General features: G+C 25.5%; 16 protein-coding genes and 1 other annotated feature (1 of these 17 running past the window's edge). Of the genes, 12 read left to right on the forward strand and 4 right to left on the reverse strand.

Annotated features, from left to right (window positions below):
* Positions 1-230 precede the first annotated feature (230 nt).
* The 4 genes from HCG70_RS11760 (at position 231) to HCG70_RS11775 (ending at position 4,566) form a co-directional block, all read left to right on the forward strand.
* Complete coding sequence (locus tag HCG70_RS11760; protein ID WP_055275468.1) at positions 231-1,046, forward strand: hypothetical protein; 816 nt, start codon at positions 231-233, stop codon at positions 1,044-1,046.
* 11 nt (positions 1,047-1,057) lie between these two features.
* Entirely contained in the window at positions 1,058-2,188 is a 1,131-nt protein-coding gene (locus HCG70_RS11765; protein WP_042399642.1) for an ATP-binding protein, read from the forward strand.
* 3 nt (positions 2,189-2,191) lie between these two features.
* A complete protein-coding gene (locus HCG70_RS11770) occupies positions 2,192-3,598 on the forward strand; it encodes a VWA-like domain-containing protein (protein WP_221697815.1) in 1,407 nt (468 codons plus the stop codon).
* Between the two features lie 68 nt (positions 3,599-3,666).
* Positions 3,667-4,566 (forward strand): lipopolysaccharide assembly protein LapB, encoded by a 900-nt coding sequence (locus tag HCG70_RS11775; protein WP_055275537.1) that lies wholly within the window; start codon positions 3,667-3,669, stop codon positions 4,564-4,566.
* Positions 4,567-4,619: 53 nt separating this feature from the next.
* On the opposite strand, the gene queF is transcribed toward HCG70_RS11775, so the two are convergent.
* Together queF and HCG70_RS11785 are read right to left on the reverse strand one after the other, a co-directional pair.
* Positions 4,620-5,102: a preQ(1) synthase gene (queF, locus tag HCG70_RS11780; protein WP_042399636.1), complete on the reverse strand. Its 483-nt coding sequence runs from the start codon at positions 5,100-5,102 to the stop codon at positions 4,620-4,622.
* 3 nt (positions 5,103-5,105) lie between these two features.
* A complete protein-coding gene (locus tag HCG70_RS11785; protein ID WP_242833253.1) occupies positions 5,106-5,585 on the reverse strand; it encodes a QueT transporter family protein in 480 nt (159 codons plus the stop codon).
* A 395-nt stretch (positions 5,586-5,980) separates the two neighbouring features.
* Between HCG70_RS11785 and HCG70_RS11790 the strand changes: the two genes are divergently transcribed.
* On the forward strand, positions 5,981-6,568 hold the full coding sequence (locus HCG70_RS11790) for an ECF transporter S component (protein WP_042399633.1): 588 nt from the start codon (positions 5,981-5,983) through the stop codon (positions 6,566-6,568).
* A 136-nt stretch (positions 6,569-6,704) separates the two neighbouring features.
* Here HCG70_RS11790 and HCG70_RS11795 read toward each other — a convergent pair whose 3' ends face one another.
* Entirely contained in the window at positions 6,705-7,613 is a 909-nt protein-coding gene (locus tag HCG70_RS11795; protein WP_042399631.1) for a DUF362 domain-containing protein, read from the reverse strand.
* Between the two features lie 223 nt (positions 7,614-7,836).
* Between HCG70_RS11795 and HCG70_RS11800 the strand changes: the two genes are divergently transcribed.
* From HCG70_RS11800 to HCG70_RS11810, 3 genes are all read left to right on the forward strand, one after another.
* Positions 7,837-9,252 (forward strand): MATE family efflux transporter, encoded by a 1,416-nt coding sequence (locus HCG70_RS11800; RefSeq protein ID WP_055275463.1) that lies wholly within the window; start codon positions 7,837-7,839, stop codon positions 9,250-9,252.
* A gap of 230 nt (positions 9,253-9,482) precedes the next feature.
* Complete coding sequence (locus HCG70_RS11805) at positions 9,483-9,929, forward strand: MarR family winged helix-turn-helix transcriptional regulator (protein WP_055291161.1); 447 nt, start codon at positions 9,483-9,485, stop codon at positions 9,927-9,929.
* Positions 9,929-10,987, forward strand: a complete 1,059-nt coding sequence (locus tag HCG70_RS11810) for an FUSC family protein (RefSeq protein ID WP_042399621.1) — start codon at positions 9,929-9,931, stop codon at positions 10,985-10,987. Before HCG70_RS11805 ends, HCG70_RS11810 begins: the two co-directional genes overlap by 1 nt.
* Before the next feature lie 140 nt (positions 10,988-11,127).
* Here HCG70_RS11810 and HCG70_RS11815 read toward each other — a convergent pair whose 3' ends face one another.
* A complete protein-coding gene (locus HCG70_RS11815; protein WP_055291164.1) occupies positions 11,128-12,168 on the reverse strand; it encodes a hypothetical protein in 1,041 nt (346 codons plus the stop codon).
* 288 nt (positions 12,169-12,456) lie between these two features.
* Between HCG70_RS11815 and HCG70_RS11820 the strand changes: the two genes are divergently transcribed.
* From HCG70_RS11820 to HCG70_RS11835, 4 genes are all read left to right on the forward strand, one after another.
* Positions 12,457-12,987 (forward strand): hypothetical protein, encoded by a 531-nt coding sequence (locus HCG70_RS11820; RefSeq protein ID WP_042399615.1) that lies wholly within the window; start codon positions 12,457-12,459, stop codon positions 12,985-12,987.
* Between the two features lie 74 nt (positions 12,988-13,061).
* A complete protein-coding gene (locus HCG70_RS11825) occupies positions 13,062-13,691 on the forward strand; it encodes a histidine phosphatase family protein (RefSeq protein WP_055291166.1) in 630 nt (209 codons plus the stop codon).
* A 162-nt stretch (positions 13,692-13,853) separates the two neighbouring features.
* Positions 13,854-14,981 carry a flagellin lysine-N-methylase gene (fliB, locus tag HCG70_RS11830; protein WP_042399608.1) on the forward strand — a complete coding sequence of 376 codons (1,128 nt, stop codon included), beginning with the start codon at positions 13,854-13,856 and terminating at the stop codon, positions 14,979-14,981.
* Positions 14,982-15,314: 333 nt separating this feature from the next.
* The gene (locus HCG70_RS11835; RefSeq protein ID WP_221697816.1) at positions 15,315-17,276 is read left to right on the forward strand and encodes a HAMP domain-containing sensor histidine kinase; all 1,962 of its coding nucleotides are present in this window, start codon (positions 15,315-15,317) and stop codon (positions 17,274-17,276) included.
* 65 nt (positions 17,277-17,341) lie between these two features.
* Positions 17,342-17,498, forward strand: a binding site (T-box leader) (it continues 103 nt past the right edge of the window).

Genomic DNA, 17,498 nt, shown 5'->3' on the forward strand with positions numbered 1-17,498 from the left:
TAGATAACCCATTTATTTTTTTATATATTAAATGAAGAGAAGTAGTATAAAATATATACTTACATATAAGAAAAATTAAAAAAAGAGAGAAATATGAGTATAATTTAAAAAAATAATATATCAGACTATATTTATCTACTTTAAAATAATTTAAAAAGTATTATAATTAATATAAGTAATAATTATTATTAAATAAAAATTAAAGTTAATAATAAGAATGAGGTAAAAATATGGATGAAGCAAAAACTATAGAGATGATAAAGAAAAATCCAATTATTATAAAAAATATAGATAATCCTACTGAGGAAATGAAATTAATAGCCATTAATAAAAATGGACTTTTATTAAGATATATAAATAATCCTACATTAGAAATGCAGGAAATTGCTATGAATAATAATCCTAGAGCTATTGAGTTTATAGAAAATCCTACGGAAAAAATGATGATTGAAGCAGTAAATAATGGATGGAGCAATTTAAATTATATTAAAAATCCAAGTTATAATGTTATTAAATTAGCTATAGAGCAAAGGGGATGGGCAATTAGATATGTTAAGGAGCCTAGTGAAGAGTTACAATTATTAGCTGTAATGAGGGATTACGATTCAATCAAATATATTAAGGAGCCATATGAAAGTGTTCAAGAGGCAGCTGTAAATATAAGTTATGATGCGTTAAGATATATAAATTCACCTTGCTATAAAGCTGAGGTTGCAGCTATTAAAAATAACGAAGCAGCAGTAAAATTTATAACCGATTTAAATAAAGATAAAATATTAAACTTTTTAAAGGTAAATATTTTAGTAATTAGATATATTACAAGAAGTATGCTAAATGAAATTTCTCATGAAGAATTAGAAGAAATATTTAAAGAAGTATTATCAAAAGATGATGTTGATGAAAAGTATGTTAGAGATTTCTTAAATTGTAGTATTATTGATAGAAATAGTGAAATAATTGATATTGATAAAATTATGTTTATATATAAGTATGGAAGTAAAAAAGCAAAAAGAATTGCTGTAGATGAAAAACTAAAGATGATATAAGGGGAAGAAAAATGAATTTTATAGATACGTTAAGAAGTGTAGAATTAGTATTAGCAACAGAGGAAGTGCCTTTAGTAGTTGGAGAAAGTGGAATAGGAAAAACAGCTTTAGCTAAAAGATTAGCTAAAGAAAATAAGTGGAAATTAATAGTTATTGATGGTAATCTTCTTAAAGAAGGTGAAATAGGGGGATTACCGACTGTAGAGTCATATATAGCTATGGATTCTAATGGAGATAAGTTTGAAAAGAAGACAACAATATATGCTGTTCATACAAAGTTAAGGGAAATTGATGAAGAAATAGCTAAGGGTAATAAGGTACTTTTATTTATTGATGAAATAAATCGTTGTGAGCATACAGTTCAACAAGAACTTATGAATTTAATATTAAATAGAGAGATAAATGGATACAAATTACATGATAATGTAAATATATTAGCAGCAATGAATCCATCAAGTAAATATGGCTCTGACTTTGATTATCAAGTAGTTGATATGGATGCTGCTCAAGAAAATAGATTTGTATGGCTTAATATGGAAAGTGATCATAATGTTTGGTTAAAGTGGGCAATGGAAGCTAGAATTGAGCAAGAAGTAATAGAATTTATTTCAACATTCCCAGAATATTTACATAAGATAAATGAAGATGATGTAAGAGCAACGCCAAGAAGTTATGAAAGAGTTTCTAAAGCGCTTAAAATTTATAAAGAAAAGAAAGACTCTATACCTAGAGCTGTATTTTTAAATGTTATAAAAGGTAATGTAGGAAAAGTTATAGCAGAAGAATTTATAAGTTTCATCGAAGCTGAACATAGTCCTTTAATATCATTTGAGGAAGTATTTGCTGGAGATACCTTAAGTGAGGAAGTTATAGAAAAAGTAAAAAATGAAAGTCATACTAGACTTTATTTAAGTGCAATGAATATTTTAAAATCTTTAGAAGAAAATATCAAAAATTTTGGTGATGAAGATTCTTATTATATTAATAGATTTATTGAGTTCTTAAAAGAGTATCCTGTAGATTTAATGGTAGGAATTATGAAGGATATGAAAAATGCTTATCCTGAAAGCTATAAGAGGGCTTTAGAAAATGAAACGTTTGTAGAAAGTTATTTTGAATCTTATAGTTCAATAAGGGGATAATGTATGGAAGGAAATTTTGAAAGCATAAAGAATGTACTTTATAATGAAGCTAGTGAATTAGTTAATAGTTCAGCTATGTTTAAAGCATTGCGTGCTAAAGAAAAAATTGATGTAGATATACCTAAAGAGTTTGCCGAGAAATTTTTTAAGATTATAGATAAAGTAAATTTAAGTCTTATGGAAGAAAAGGATAATTTTTATGGATACTTTTTATTTCAAATGGGTAGGGAAATACGCTTTGATATAAATAGTCCAACTGGTATAAATTTTAAAGGGGCTAAATATGTTATATATTTTAATCCAATAATATTTTTACAGCTTAATATAAAACAAATGGAAAGTACTATTAAGCATGAAATTCATCATGTATTATCTATGCATTTAGCAAGAGCAAAAGAATTAAGAGGAAAGTTTAGTACACTTGCAATTAATTTAGCCATGGACATAGTAGTAAATCAATACTTAAATAATTTACCACCATATGCAACTACTTTAAAAGGTGTAAACTTAAAGTATGAATTAAATCTTGAGCCTTATAATTCATTTGAATATTATGCTGAAAATATTCAAAATGTTTTAAATGTATTAGAAGAAAGTGATGAAGGGGAAGAGGATGATAGCTGGGGAGAAGAATTAGAAAATGGATATGATCCAGAAACTACTCATGATCTTTGGGATGAAAGTGAAAACATAGATGAAAAAACTCTTAGGGATTTTACTGAAAAGTTTATAAGTAACTCTGAGAAAGGTGTAATACCTATTCATATAGAAGGAATGATCGATTCATTGAAAAAAAGCAAGGGAGAGCTTCCTTGGAATTTATTCCTTAAAAAATTAATGGGTACAGTAGAAAGTAATAAAAAGAAAACTATAACAAGAAGAAATAGAAGACAGCCTAATAGATTAGATTTAAGAGGTGAACTTAGAAATCATAAAGCTGAAATTGCAGTTGCAATTGATATAAGTGGTAGTATTAGCGATGAAGAGTTTAAGCAAGCAGTTAAAGAAGTTTTATCTATAGTAAAAAATTATAATCATGAAATAACTATAATAGAATGTGATAAAGACATTAAACGAGCGTATAAGGTTAAAACTATAAAGGATATAAAAGAAAGATGTTCTTCTGGTGGAGGAACTAGATTTACTCCTGTCTTTGAATATGCAAATAATAAAAATATTAATTTATTAATTTATTTCACTGATGGTAAGGGAGAAGATAAATTAGGGGTAATACCTAGAGGATATAAAGTATTATGGGTTATTTCAGGAAGAGGAGAAGGAATTTCATTAAAAGAATCTTATGGAGCTGTTAAAAAGCTTAGTAAAGTTGAAATAAAAGATAATACACTAGATATGAAAGATGTTAGAAATGATGGTTATTCAATGAATAACCAAGAACCGATATTTTAAGTGATAATAAGTACAGATTTTATTTAGTATATATTGCAAAAGGAGAATTTACTTTGGATAAGACATACATGTTTGATAACTATATATCAATAGGACGAAACTTTATGACTGAAAAGAATTATTTAAAAGCTTTAAAGTTCTTTAAAAAAGCATATAATTGTCCAGAAGGAAAAGAAGATATAGATTTAATTTTGGATTTAGCATTTCTTTATGATAAAATAGCAAACTTTGATTTAGCTGAAAAAATGTATAGAAAAGTAATAGAATTAGATGATACTAATGCTATAGCTTATTATGGTTTAGGTATAATTTATGATGATGATGAATTATATGAGGAAGCTATTGAATATTATAAGAAAGCTATAGAAAATGATAATAAATACGAAAAGGCATATTTCTTTTTAGCTAATGCTTATGATGAATTAGGAAATAAAGAAGAGGCTATAAAGAATTACAAGGAAGTATTAAAGATAAATCCGAAGGATTTATGGGCAAATGCAAATTTAGGATGTATTTATGATGAATTAGGAGATACAAAACTTGCTTTAGAATATATGGAAAAAGCTTTAGAAATAGATAGTAAGCATTTTAGAATTCTTTTTAATATGGGTGTATTTAATAAGAAGTTAGGAAATTTAAAATTAGCAGAAGAATATTATAAAAAGTCTATAGAAGAAAATCCGTATTATCCATACAGTTATTTGAATTATGCTGTAATGTATAGAGAAAAAGAAGATTATAATAGAGCAATTGAAATAATTAATGAAGGAATCTTAGAAAATAAAGATGAAGGATTCTTATATTACAATAGGGCTTGCTTTTACGTATGTATAAATAAATTAGACTTAGCATTAGAAGATATACTTAAATCTATTGAGCTAAATGATTTTTTTGAGGAATATATGAAAGAAGACGAAGACCTTGATTCTATTAGGAAACTAGAAAAATATAAAGAGATATTTGGATAAAAATACAGTAGACAAATTTGTTTTCATACAAATTTGTCTACTGTTTATTTTAATTATCTATTATCTATTTTTTCAGGATATAAATCATGATTAGCTAATCTATTAAAAGCAATTTCCTCCCATTTTGTACCTGGTTTTCCATAGTTACAGTAAGGATCAATTGAAATACCGCCTCTTGGAGTGAATTTACCCCAAACTTCAATATACTTAGGGTCCATAAGCTTAATTAAATCCTTCATAATTATATTCATACAGTCTTCATGGAAATCACCGTGATTTCTAAAACTAAATAAATATAATTTTAATGACTTACTTTCAACCATTTTTATATTTGGTACATATGATATGTAAATTGTAGCAAAATCAGGTTGAGCAGTAATTGGACAAAGGCTTGTAAATTCAGGGCAGTTAAACTTTACAAAATAATCATTGTTTGGATGTTTATTGTCAAAGGTTTCTAAAATATCTGGATTATATCCAAATTCATATTTTATATTTTGATTTCCAAGTAAATTTAATTCTAAATCATTTCTCATGGGTTATTCTCCAATCTTATTTTTTAAAGCATTAATTAAAAATAAACCTAATATTGCAGGTATAACTTGTCCTAAACACAAGCTAATAGCTAATGCACTATAAGGAACATTTAATAACATTGATAGCCAAATAGGTACTATTAAACCAGGAATAAAGATTATTGGTAATATAGTAAAGTAAATATTTAATTTATATTTACGAACAGCATAAACTAATAAAGCTGTTATTATTCCAACTAATCCTCCTCCGATAATATCAAATATACCTAATCCGCCAAGTAGCATGTTAGATAAAACGTTCGCAAGTCCCAAAGGTAAAGCTAGGAATGGAAAAATATAAGATAATGAATATAAACTAGTTGCTAAACGAACTTGTATAGCACCAAAGGCAAAGCTTTGAGTTATTACCATTATTACAACATATAGAGCAATAACAATTGCTGAAATTGTTATTTTTCTTGTTTTAGTCATAGTATTTTCCATAAATATCACCTCCAGAAAATAAAAAAAGGATGGAAAAAATCCATCCTAAATAAACAATAATAGTATTTCTATTATTAATCCCTAGTTTTATTTTGAGACAGGATGGTTACGAACTGTCTTATATTAAATTATTATTCAACTTTGCTCTTAGAGAAAAGTTGAATTTTAGATTAACTAAATTCAAAATCTAGAATCTCACTTAAGTATATAGTGCTTATGTGGATAAGTCAACCAATTAATAAATAATAGAGGAAGAGAGGATAATATAGTAAAAATGAATATTTAATTTTAAAACAAAATGAATAATATGATAATTTGTATGCATACAATTGATTTATTTGTTTTATTAGGTATAAAATGGATATAAAGTTTTATAAATAAGGGGGCAAATATTAATGAATAACCAAATAAGATTTAAAAAATTAATTCAAACTGCATTATTAGCAGCATTATGTTTTGTATCTTTTACTTACTTACAAATTAAAATTCCAGTACCAGGTGGAGATGCAACTTCACTCCATATTGGAAATGCATTTTGTGTTTTAGCAGCTTTATTGCTTGGAGGATGGTACGGAGGATTAGCTGGAGCAATAGGAATGACAATTGCTGATTTACTTGATCCAGTATATATATTAGTAGCACCTAAAACATTTGTTTTAAAATTATGTATAGGATTAATAACTGGATTAATTGCACATAAAATAGCAAAAATAAGTGAAAGTAATGATAGTAAATATATTTTTAAGTGGAGTTTAATAGCATCAATAGGTGGACTTGCTTTTAATGTAATTGCAGATCCTATAGTAGGCTTTTTCTATAAGCAATATATACTTGGACAACCTCAAGATGCAGCTATGATTTTAGCAAAATTAAGTGCTGCAACTACATTCATAAATGCTGTGGTATCAGTAATTTTAGTAGCAATTATATATAATGCAATAAGACCAATACTAAAAAAATCAGGTTTATTACTACCGGTTTAGTTAGTTAAGAGTTAAGGTTGAAAACATACGGTTTTCTTTGAATGACAAGGGTGAAGAAAGTTTCAAGTGACAAGTTAAGGAATAAATTATATTTTAGCTTATCACTTGTTACTGAATCCTCTTTTCAAAATTTAGATTAATCAATAGAAAAGTCTTTTCCATAAGCACATTTGTTAAAGTGCTTTTCAGCATCAATTAATCTCATACCTAAAATTTTAATAGGGGAGCTAGAATCAGTAGTAACTTCTCCGCAACCAAGACCTTTATTTATTGACTTATATAAATAATTTATAGCTTGAGGCTTAAACCCAAGTAGTCTAGCAGCAACAGTATCTGTAGCAATAGGATCAGTTCCGCATAAAACTAAGCCAGTATGATTACCAATTCCTTTATGAGGCCCAGTTCCAACCATTGCAGGGCTTGCGCTTACAATAGAAAGATCTATAGTGAACTTTTCGAGCATAGCACTTATAAATCCATGCAAATCTTTATGGATACCTAAATTCTTTTTTGGATAACCTTGTTCTTCACCAGTTGGCCATCCCATAGCTATATTTTTAATAGATGCAGAAATAGTAGCTTCTTCATGAATTTTTAATTGAGTAAATGATATTAAAAATGTCATTTCATCATATAGTTTATTTAAAGCTATTGATTTTGGACAACTATGATTAAGTGGAAGATTAATAAAAGGCCCATTATTTAAATTTATAAATTCAACATTTTCTGATTTAATAACATCCATAAAACCAATATCAATCATTAATTTTTCAACATCTTTTCTTGCTGAAGCTGTAGCAATTACAATTCTTTTAGGATTGCAACTTTTAATTATTTGAATAATCTTTTTTAAACTATTAGGACCAACTACATCTCCAATTTCAGGTCCACCTGCTCCAACCCAATTTGGTGTAATGACAACAACATCATTACTGTTTATCATTGATGAGATATTAAGTAAATTTAAGCCTTCTTCTATAGCAAAAGATTCATCATTATTTTGTGTAATTGCAACTAATGGACTTAGTGTTCTCCTTACTCTCATGTAAAATTTCCTCCAAAATAAAATTAATTTATTATTAGTTTTAGCAAAATTTAATATTTTATTTGATGTTTATTCTTATTGTAGAAATATATAAATAGTATAAGAAAATACATGGAAGTTTCTGTGAATTTGTAATAATATATAGTTTGGTAAAAAGATTATATAGTCAATGTTAGAAATAAGTAAAAAATAAAATTAAATATAAATATGAAGAGGAAAAATTATGAGGAGTAATGAAGTTAAAGATTTAACACAAGGAAATGTATTTAAGCTTATTTTAGGATTTTCAGTACCACTGCTGTTAGGAATGTTATTTCAACAATTCTATAGTATGGTGGATACAATTATTGTTGGTAAATATTTAGGGGTAAGTGCTTTAGCTGAAGTAGGTTCAACTGGTTCAATAAACTTTATGATAATTGGATTTTGTATGGGAGTATGTAATGGGTTTGCTATACCTGTTGCACAAAAATTTGGAGCAAATAATTATAAGAAGTTACGTAAGTATGTATTTAATAGTGCTGTTTTAGCAGCTATTTTTTCTATTGTTATGACTATGATTGTATGTGTTCTTTGTAGAAGTATTTTGGAATGGATGAATACACCAAGTGATATTATAGATGGAGCATATAGTTATATTTTTGTAATATTTTTAGGAATACCAGCAACATATCTTTATAATTTATCATCAGGAATTATTCGTTCTCTTGGAGATAGTAAAACACCGTTAATGTTTTTAATTATGTCATCAATAATAAATATAGTTTTAGATTTAGTATTTATAATTGTGTTTAAAATGGGTGTTGCAGGGGCTGCATGGGCAACAATTATAGCACAGGCCGTGGCTGGAATTTGGTGTACTATATTTATGATGAAAAAATATAAGATACTAAAGTTTGAAAAAGATGAGTTAAAATTAAATGGACATTATATAAGTAGGCTTTGTTATATGGGCATTCCAATGGGATTACAATACTCCATTACTGCTATAGGAAGTGTAATTTTACAAACGGCAGTAAACGGGCTTGGATCTCTTGTTGTAGCAGCTGTTACGGCTTCAAGTAAAATTTCAATGTTCTTATGTTGTCCTTTTGATGCTTTAGGGTCAACTATGGCAACATATGCGGGACAAAATGTAGGAGCAAAAAAATTAAGTCGTATCAGTGAAGGAATAAAGAAAAGTTTATTAATTGGATCAGTATATTCTATAATAGCATTAGTAGTATCAATTTTCTTTGGTGAAACTATAGCATTATTATTTGTTAATGCAGGAGAAACAGAACTGCTTTTAATGGTTAAGCAATGTTTAGTAACATCAGCAGCATTTTTTATACCACTATGTATTGTAAATGTTGTTCGTTTCACAATTCAAGGTATGGGATATTCAACATTTGCAATTTTTGCAGGTATTTGTGAAATGATAGCAAGGGCACTTTGTGGATTTATTTTAGTACCTATGTTTGGATTTACAGCTGTTTGTTTTGCAAGTCCTATTGCTTGGATATTTGCAGATGCATTTTTATTGCCAGGATATAAAAATGTATCTAATAAGCTAAAGAAAAAGATAGAGATCTCAGAAATAGATTATAAAAACAATAAAGATGAAAAAATTGAAGAAAGTATTACTTTAATAGATTAAAAATATAAGATTAATTATTTTATATAAAAATTATATATTAGTTAATAATAAGAATGGTATCATGATTTAGCAATGATATCATTTTTTTTATTGAATTATTTTATCATAGTAGTTTAAGTTGTTTTAGACTAAGTGTTTGACAAAAAAAAACTTTTAGAATAAAATAAATTTAAAAAGTAGTTCACAAAGTAAACTACTTTTTCTTATATTAGTTAGAGGGTGTTGTGATTATGGAAAATAATGATTGGATAACAATGGTTGAGAATATGAATGAAATCAGATTATTTAGTAGATTACTTATACGTCGTGTTACAAAAGAACATGAAATATCAACTCAGCATTTAGATTTATTATCTCAACTTATAATTAATAATGGAGGAATGACTCCGTTAAGGCTTAGTAAGGCGATGTGTGTTAGTAAAACTATAATAAGTAGATTAATAGAGGGGTTAAGCCAAGCTGGATATGTAGTTAAAAAGCAAGATTCTCATGATAAAAGAAGTTATAGTATTTTTATTACAGAAGCTGGTGAAAAAAAAGTAGATGAAATATTTAAGTTCTATTTAGGGCCAATATATAATCTGCGAAGAAAATTAGGTGATAAGGATTTTTCAGAATTAATGTATTTTATAGAAATGGCTAATAAAAAAATAGGAGAAGAGGGGGAATTAGAATAATGAGTTTTTATCAAGCTATACAATTAGGAGCTAATAGTTTAAAACCACTAATAAAGAATGCTGAAAGCAAAGAAATAAGAAATAAGTATATAGCAGCAATTATATTAAGAACAGTGTTAAATCTTATGTTTTGTATGTTTGTTATTGTTAGTTTTGGGGCAGTTTTTGGATCGGAAAATAGTATAGTTGGAGTTGTAGCAGTTTTAGCTTTATTACATTTTAGATTTTCAAATTTAGATTTTAATGTTGGACAATCAGCATTAACTATATTTGGGGTATTTTGCATTTTTGCAGTGGTGCCTTATTTTGCAAGTATATCAAATCCCATATTAGGATTTGTAATAAATTTTCTTTCAATAATAAGTATATTAATTTTAACATGCCATAATGTAAAATTATTTAATCATAGTATACTTGTATTATCATATCTTCTTTTATATGGATATAAGATTGATAATGAACAAGTTCTTTTTAATCGTATTATAGGATTAATTTTTGCAGGGATTTTAGTGACATCAATATTTTATATAAAACAAAGAAAAATAAAGTTTGAAAATAAATTTTCTAATATGATAAAAGATATTGATTTTAATACAGAAAGAACAAAATGGCAATTTAAATTTGCTTTTGTGGTAACTTCATCAGTATTAATTGGAGAGCTTTTACACATTCCAAGAGCTATGTGGATAGGAATTGCATGTATGTCAATATTTCATCCAGATAGGGAGCAGATAGAAATACGTTATAAAGATAGAATGAAATATATGATTATTGGATCTATAATATATGGATGTATTTATATTTTACTTCCAGAGGAATTTAGAAGTTTTATAGGGCTTATGGGTGGAATAATGGTTGGATTTAGTGCAACTTATAAATGGCAAGTAGTATTTAATGCATTTGGTGCCTTAGCTGCAGCAACACCTATTTTAGGACTTGGAGGAGCGATAATATTCCGTATTATAAATAATGTTTTTGGAGCATTATATAGTAAGGGATTCGATTATATAACTAACAGCATAAATAAAAAGGTATTAATGAATGTAAATGAAGCATAGAAGCTTTCTATAATAATTAATCATAATACTAATTTTTTATTGTACTTTATCAGTGGAGAACGAAAAAATGGATTATCTTAAGGAGTTAATATAAAATTCCTTTAAATAATCCATTTGTTTTTTTATTTAAAATCAAGTAATTAATAACTAAATAAGGCAAAGCAAACTAACGATTTATCTGTATTTATAGGTGCATAACCACAAGTAACAAGGTAATCCTCTTTAGATAAAATTAAATCTGTAGTTTCACTAGGGTACAGCAATTCTGTAGTACTCCATAAACTTTCTTGGTTATTGCTTCCTATACATTCAATAAAAGCATGAGAGTTATTATTAATTGTTGAAGATCCAGAAATAATATAATTACCTTCTTTTGATTGAATTATATTATTTAATTTATAATTGGAATTTTTTTTCGACCATACAATATTACCAATAGAATTTATTTCGAAGATAATAGATTTTGCTACTACAGCAAAATGTCCATTTTTCATTTCAATAATAGATGAATTTACAATATCGCTATCTATAAATTCACTATAAATCCTATCCCATAATTTTTTTCCATTTGAATCTATTCTTAATATAAAAATATTATTTAAAGATGAATTTAATGTATTTATAGCTCCAGACAACATAAATCCATTATCCATGGTTTCAACTATTGAAAAAGCAACACCTATATCGAATAATTCATCCCACTGTAACTCATATTCATTATTAAATTTGAAGATTCTAGTCTTATAAGAAATACCATTATAAAATAAACTAGTTATGGCAAATCCACCATCAGATGTGGCACAAATATCATAACCTTCAGATTGCATACCAACAAATCCGAGTGTTTTTTGCCAAACAATATTTCCGTTTTCATCTAGTTTAACTATCCAAGTATATTCATCACTAGCATATTCAGAATAATAATATATACCGGTAGCTACTAAATCACCATTAGTTGTTTGAATTATTGAAGTAAAAAATTGAGGAAGTGGGGAACTATATATTTTTTTCCAAATTACATTACCTTTGTAATTCACTCTTATAGCAAAGGCAGATGAATGAGAGTCTTTATTATGAGCTTTTCCAACAATTATATAATCACCATTTTGGCACTCAATAATTGAGTTTGGTGTTAGCGAATAATCAAAGCTATAAGTAGTAGCAAATTTAAGTTTTGTCATAATATAAACAACCTCTTTATAAAGTTACTTTTGGTAAAAATAACTAAAACATTCTAATGTAAAATATGTAAAAGACGAGGAAAATGTTACTGCTAAGAAAGAGTGATAGATTGAATATGAATTTGTTAAGGAGTTTAATGTAATGCTAAATAAAATGGATATATTAATAAATGATGAGGTTAATGAAATAAGATTCATTACTTTTAAAAGTTTAGTAATAAATGATATGTTATAATTACAAATAGTAGATAAGGAAAATTAGTATGAAATACTAGGGAGGAAAATCACATGAAATTAAAAAAGATGATAGTAGGAGTAACAAAGACCGATATAAAGAACTTTTTAAAGTTACAAAATAAAATTAATATAACTGATATATTTATTAATGATGAAATAAGATTAATTGGAATAGTTCAATTTTTAGGAATGAATATAAATATTGAAACAGAATTAAACATTTCAAAGGTTAAATTTAATAGTGTTTATTTAAATATAAACAGTTTTAAAATTTTAAAAATGAATATAGTGAATTCTATATCAAAAAAAGTTTTTAATTATGTAATAAATGTTTTTACTGATTTAGAAGGTATAAGCTTTGAGGGAAATGATTTTAAATTAGAAGTGGATAAACTTATTAATAGATATTATAAAGAACAAGGACTAATTGATTTAAATAAGATGCAAGTAACTGAGGTATCAATAATTAACAAAGAAATAGAAATAGTTTTTGGTGGAATTGATATTGATACTGAAGTAATTAGAAAAGAATATGGTGTAGATGAAATTCCATATGTTGAAGCTGAAATAGTAAGTGAGTAGCAATAGATGAACTATCTATATAAGTAATGAAATATATAATTATAAAAGGTAATATATTATGAGGGGATTAGTTTATGAATACAACAATTTATTTAACAAGACATGGTCAAACTTTATGGAACTTGGAAAAAAGATTACAGGGAAGAGGAAACTCACCATTAACTGAAGATGGAATAGAAAGAGCTAAAGAGCTACGAGATAGACTTAAAAATATACATATAGATATTATTTATTCTAGCCCAATTGAAAGAGCATTTGAAACAGCTAAAATTATTAAAGGTGATAAAGATGTTGAAATTATAACTGATGACGGATTTATGGAAATGTGTTTTGGTGATTATGAAGGAAGAAAAACTGATGAGGTTATGAAAGAAAATCCTAATTGGGATATAGGCCTAATTATGAAAGGTAATACTGAATTATCAGCACCAAACGGTGAAAATTTAAATGAAGTTAGGGCTAGGGTTGCTAATACTATGAATAAAATAATAAAAGCAAATATAGGAAAAACTATTTTAATTGTAGCTCATGGAATAACTCTTAAAGCTATTATGTATTACTTTAAAGACAATGAGGTAAATTCAGAAGTTATGGGACAAGCAACTTTAACTAAAATTAATGTAGATGAAAATAATAATTTTAATATTGAATTTAAAAATGATAGTAGCCATTTTACAGTAAAAGATCAAAAATTAGGGTGGTAGATGTTAAAGTATTATTCAAACAATATAAAACAATGTACTGAAAAATTTATTTTAAGTTATTTTATAAAATGAAAGTAATTGATAATTATATTAAGTATAATATAATTTCTTAAGCATGTAGCTTATAATAAAGTAATAACATCGAAATGGAGTTAGTGACATATGAATAAAGAAGTGAAAATTTTTAAGATACAAAATTATGATTATTTTAGATGTACTGCTGATAAATGTAAGTTTACATGTTGTTCAGGATGGGATGTAAATATTGATAATAACACTTATATTAAGTGGAAGAATAATAAAAAAAATTATATATTACAAAATGTAATAGAAATAATTAATGATGATGAAGTTGAGTATTTTATAAATAAAGAAACTCAAGAAAAGTGTCCATTTTTAGATAATAAGGGATTGTGTAATATAGTAAAAAATGATGGTGAGGAATGTTTATCATTAACATGTAAAAAGTTCCCTAGAATTGAAAATGTACTTGAAGGAAGAAAAGAAATTACATTATCATGCGCATGTCCAGAAGTTGTAGAAAATATAAGTAAATTAAAAGGAAAAATTAAAATGATTTCTTCAGATAATAAAATAATTGAGGAAAAATCTACAATGTATAAGGTTAGGGAATTATTAATTTATATTATTCAAGAGAAAAAGTTGTCATTAGATGATAAATTAATACTTTGTTTTGATATATTAATTAATATGTTAAGTAATGATATAAGTAAAAATCAAATATTAAAAGAATATAAAAGTGATAAATATATTAGTAACGTACTAAGAGCATTTAGTGAAATTGAATTTAATATAGAAGAAGCAATAGAGGAATTAAATTATTTATTTTTAGATATTACTGAAAATTATAAGGATGTTGAAGGATTAGAAAATTCATTAAGAGAAATATATAAATTTTCAGAAAGTAAGAAAGATAAGAATTATATTAATAAATGGATAATCTATAAAAAAACATTTGAACAATATAATGAGTTAATAGAAAATTGTATAGTATCTAAAATCTTAAGTGAGTGTACTAGTGAAGATTTTCAAGAGCTTGCACTTAGTTTTCAACTTATAATATTAGAATATTTATTAATGAGATATACGGTATTTTTAAAATATTATACTAATAATAAAAATGAAATATCAATTGAAGATATTAAGGAATATATTGTAGTATTTTCTAGAGTTATTTCAAATAATTCTGAAGCTGTTTTAGAGTTTTTAGAGGATGGATTTGGAAAAGCAATTTTAGATATTGGATATATTAAATTAATTATGATATAGAATAAAAATATTATAGTGTTGAATATTAATATTGGTAATCAATTTTTAAAGAATAAAGAAGAAGTTTATATTTTAAATACTTATTTTAACCTTAATCAAATATAAGAAGTTGATTAAGGTTTTTTATTTTTAATGAGTTATAGATTTGTAATATAGCTAAATTAATGTGAAAAAGTGAAAAATGTGGCAAAAAGGAGTTTTGAATATTAAATAAAATGTTTAATCATAATAAAAAAATATAGAAAAATAAAGAAAAAGGGTATAAAATATAAAAAAAGGTATTAATACAGAAAAACTTTTGTTGAGTATTAATGGTTAAAGGGGAGATGTTGTATGGGAGAGGTATCTATAAAAAAAAACACTGTAGCTGAAAAGGCAAGTGATATAATAAGTGTTTTTTTTATGTTAGCTTTAGTTCTGATAACATTTTTTGTTTATAAAATATTTATAACAGGCAATAATAAAGAATATTTATCAGCTACATTAGAATTATTAAAGATGATTAATAGTTTTTTAGCTATTATTTCAGTTATAAGTTGTTCAATTTTATATAAAAAAACAAAGAAAAATACAGTATTTACATTAATATTAGTATATATAGGGTTAGCTATTGGAATAATTACAGATCAATTTGATTATTTTACTTTTATAAGTAATGAATTTTATATTTCTGATTATATAATGATTTCTACATCAATATTAAGAATGCTAATACTTTACACTATTCTTTTTCCAAAAAGTAAATTATATAAATTTATAAAAGAGAATAGGGGTTTTTCATTAATATTTGTTGTTATATATTCATTTATAGTAGGAATAATTGAAAAGTATTTAAGAGGAACAATTTTAAATATACCTGATAGTGTATTTGTATACTATAATGTATTTTTATTTATCTCATATTATATTATTGCCATCAGGTTGATTTTTATATCATTAAAGGAAAAAAGTGTAATAGTAGGATGTTTTAGTGTTAGCTTAGCTTTATTAGGAATAAAGGCTATATATGCAATATATGCTCATACTGGTTTATATTTTGATATAATGCTAACATCAATATTAATTACCTATATATCTTTTATTAGTGTAATTATTGGAACAGTAATAGAATTATATTTATTGTATGAAGAATCAAAAATTCTAAATGAAGAATTGCAAAAATTTTATAATTTAGCGCATTATAATAGTCATACATATATGTTTATTTGTGATAATAAGTTTAATGTATCTTATATGAATAACAAAATTAAAGAAGGATTTTCAAATGATATCAGTAATGAGAAATTTAGAGAATTAATACTTGAAATTGAAGATGTAAAAGAGAAAATACCAGAAATATTAAGGGAATTAAAAAGAACTGGAATGTGGAGAGGGATACTTACAGATGTTAAAAAAGATGAAATAATTGATTGTTTTATTCAACTTATTCATTCAGATAAAGGTGAAAATCAAATTTTGGTTAGTTATATTAATATTTCTAATAATATTAGACTAGAATCTGAAATTCAGGCTCATAAACTAAATGATATAAAAAAAGCCGAGTTTATATCTACTCTTTCACATGAATTAAAAACACCATTAAATATTTTTGCTTCGAGTGTGCAACTTTTAGATAGTTTTAGTGATGGTGATAAAGAAGAGTTTGTTTATAAATATAAAAAACATAGTCCATATTTAGCTTTAAATTGTAAGAGGATGTTAAGACTAATAAATAATATAATAGATTTAACAAAAATAGATGTAGGAATGATAAAACCTAATTTTGGGAACTATGAAATAGTATCACTTATAGAGGAGATAGCTTTATCCATAATTCCATATGGAATGTCTAAAAATATTGATATTGAATTTGATACTAATGTAGAAGAACATTATATTAAATGTGATCCTAATATGATTGAAAAAATAGTATTGAATTTACTGTCTAATGCTATTAAATATTCAAAAAATAATGGATATATAAAAATAAATTTAATTTTAGAAAGTGATATAATAAGATTTATTGTTAGTGATAATGGAATTGGTATCGATGAAAAAATAAAGGGTAAAATATTTGATAGATTTTCAAGAGGAGATAATTCGTTAAATAGATTAAATGAAGGTAGCGGAGTAGGTTTAAGTATAGTAAAATCAATGATAGATATTCATAATGGAAATGTAACTGTAGAAAGTGTTTTAGGTAAAGGAAGTACTTTTGAAGTTCAGTTACCAAACATAAAAATAGAAGATGAATTAGAGGAAATATATGAATATAATCGTGATAAAACAGTTTTAGAATTATCAGATATTTATTAAATTAATTTATATTATAAATATTTTGTTGACAAAAAATAATAATGGAATATAATGAATTATAATAATATAAAGCTTTGAAGAGAAAGAGTAAAATTAATAGAGTTATAAAGAGAGGTTCCGGTTGGTGAAAGGAACATAACAAGTTAATTTGAATACATCTCTGAGCAGCACTCCGAAAGATAACAACCAGTAGGCAGATGTCGTAATGCACACGTTATAGTG

The sequence above is a fragment of the Clostridium sp. K04 genome (genome assembly GCF_019734375.1).
Lineage (GTDB): Bacteria > Bacillota > Clostridia > Clostridiales > Clostridiaceae > Clostridium > Clostridium saudiense.

Coding starts and splice junctions, on each gene's coding strand:
- HCG70_RS11805 (WP_055291161.1), top strand. CDS start 9,483: ATGGAAAATAATGATTGGATAACAATGGTTGAGAATATGAATGAAATC.
- HCG70_RS11765 (WP_042399642.1), top strand. CDS start 1,058: ATGAATTTTATAGATACGTTAAGAAGTGTAGAATTAGTATTAGCAACA.
- HCG70_RS11795 (WP_042399631.1), bottom strand. CDS start 7,613: ATGAGAGTAAGGAGAACACTAAGTCCATTAGTTGCAATTACACAAAAT.
- HCG70_RS11760 (WP_055275468.1), top strand. CDS start 231: ATGGATGAAGCAAAAACTATAGAGATGATAAAGAAAAATCCAATTATT.
- HCG70_RS11820 (WP_042399615.1), top strand. CDS start 12,457: ATGAAATTAAAAAAGATGATAGTAGGAGTAACAAAGACCGATATAAAG.
- HCG70_RS11800 (WP_055275463.1), top strand. CDS start 7,837: ATGAGGAGTAATGAAGTTAAAGATTTAACACAAGGAAATGTATTTAAG.
- HCG70_RS11770 (WP_221697815.1), top strand. CDS start 2,192: ATGGAAGGAAATTTTGAAAGCATAAAGAATGTACTTTATAATGAAGCT.
- HCG70_RS11825 (WP_055291166.1), top strand. CDS start 13,062: ATGAATACAACAATTTATTTAACAAGACATGGTCAAACTTTATGGAAC.
- HCG70_RS11785 (WP_242833253.1), bottom strand. CDS start 5,585: ATGGAAAATACTATGACTAAAACAAGAAAAATAACAATTTCAGCAATT.
- HCG70_RS11835 (WP_221697816.1), top strand. CDS start 15,315: ATGGGAGAGGTATCTATAAAAAAAAACACTGTAGCTGAAAAGGCAAGT.
- fliB (WP_042399608.1), top strand. CDS start 13,854: ATGAATAAAGAAGTGAAAATTTTTAAGATACAAAATTATGATTATTTT.
- HCG70_RS11790 (WP_042399633.1), top strand. CDS start 5,981: ATGAATAACCAAATAAGATTTAAAAAATTAATTCAAACTGCATTATTA.
- HCG70_RS11775 (WP_055275537.1), top strand. CDS start 3,667: ATGTTTGATAACTATATATCAATAGGACGAAACTTTATGACTGAAAAG.
- HCG70_RS11810 (WP_042399621.1), top strand. CDS start 9,929: ATGAGTTTTTATCAAGCTATACAATTAGGAGCTAATAGTTTAAAACCA.
- queF (WP_042399636.1), bottom strand. CDS start 5,102: ATGAGAAATGATTTAGAATTAAATTTACTTGGAAATCAAAATATAAAA.
- HCG70_RS11815 (WP_055291164.1), bottom strand. CDS start 12,168: ATGACAAAACTTAAATTTGCTACTACTTATAGCTTTGATTATTCGCTA.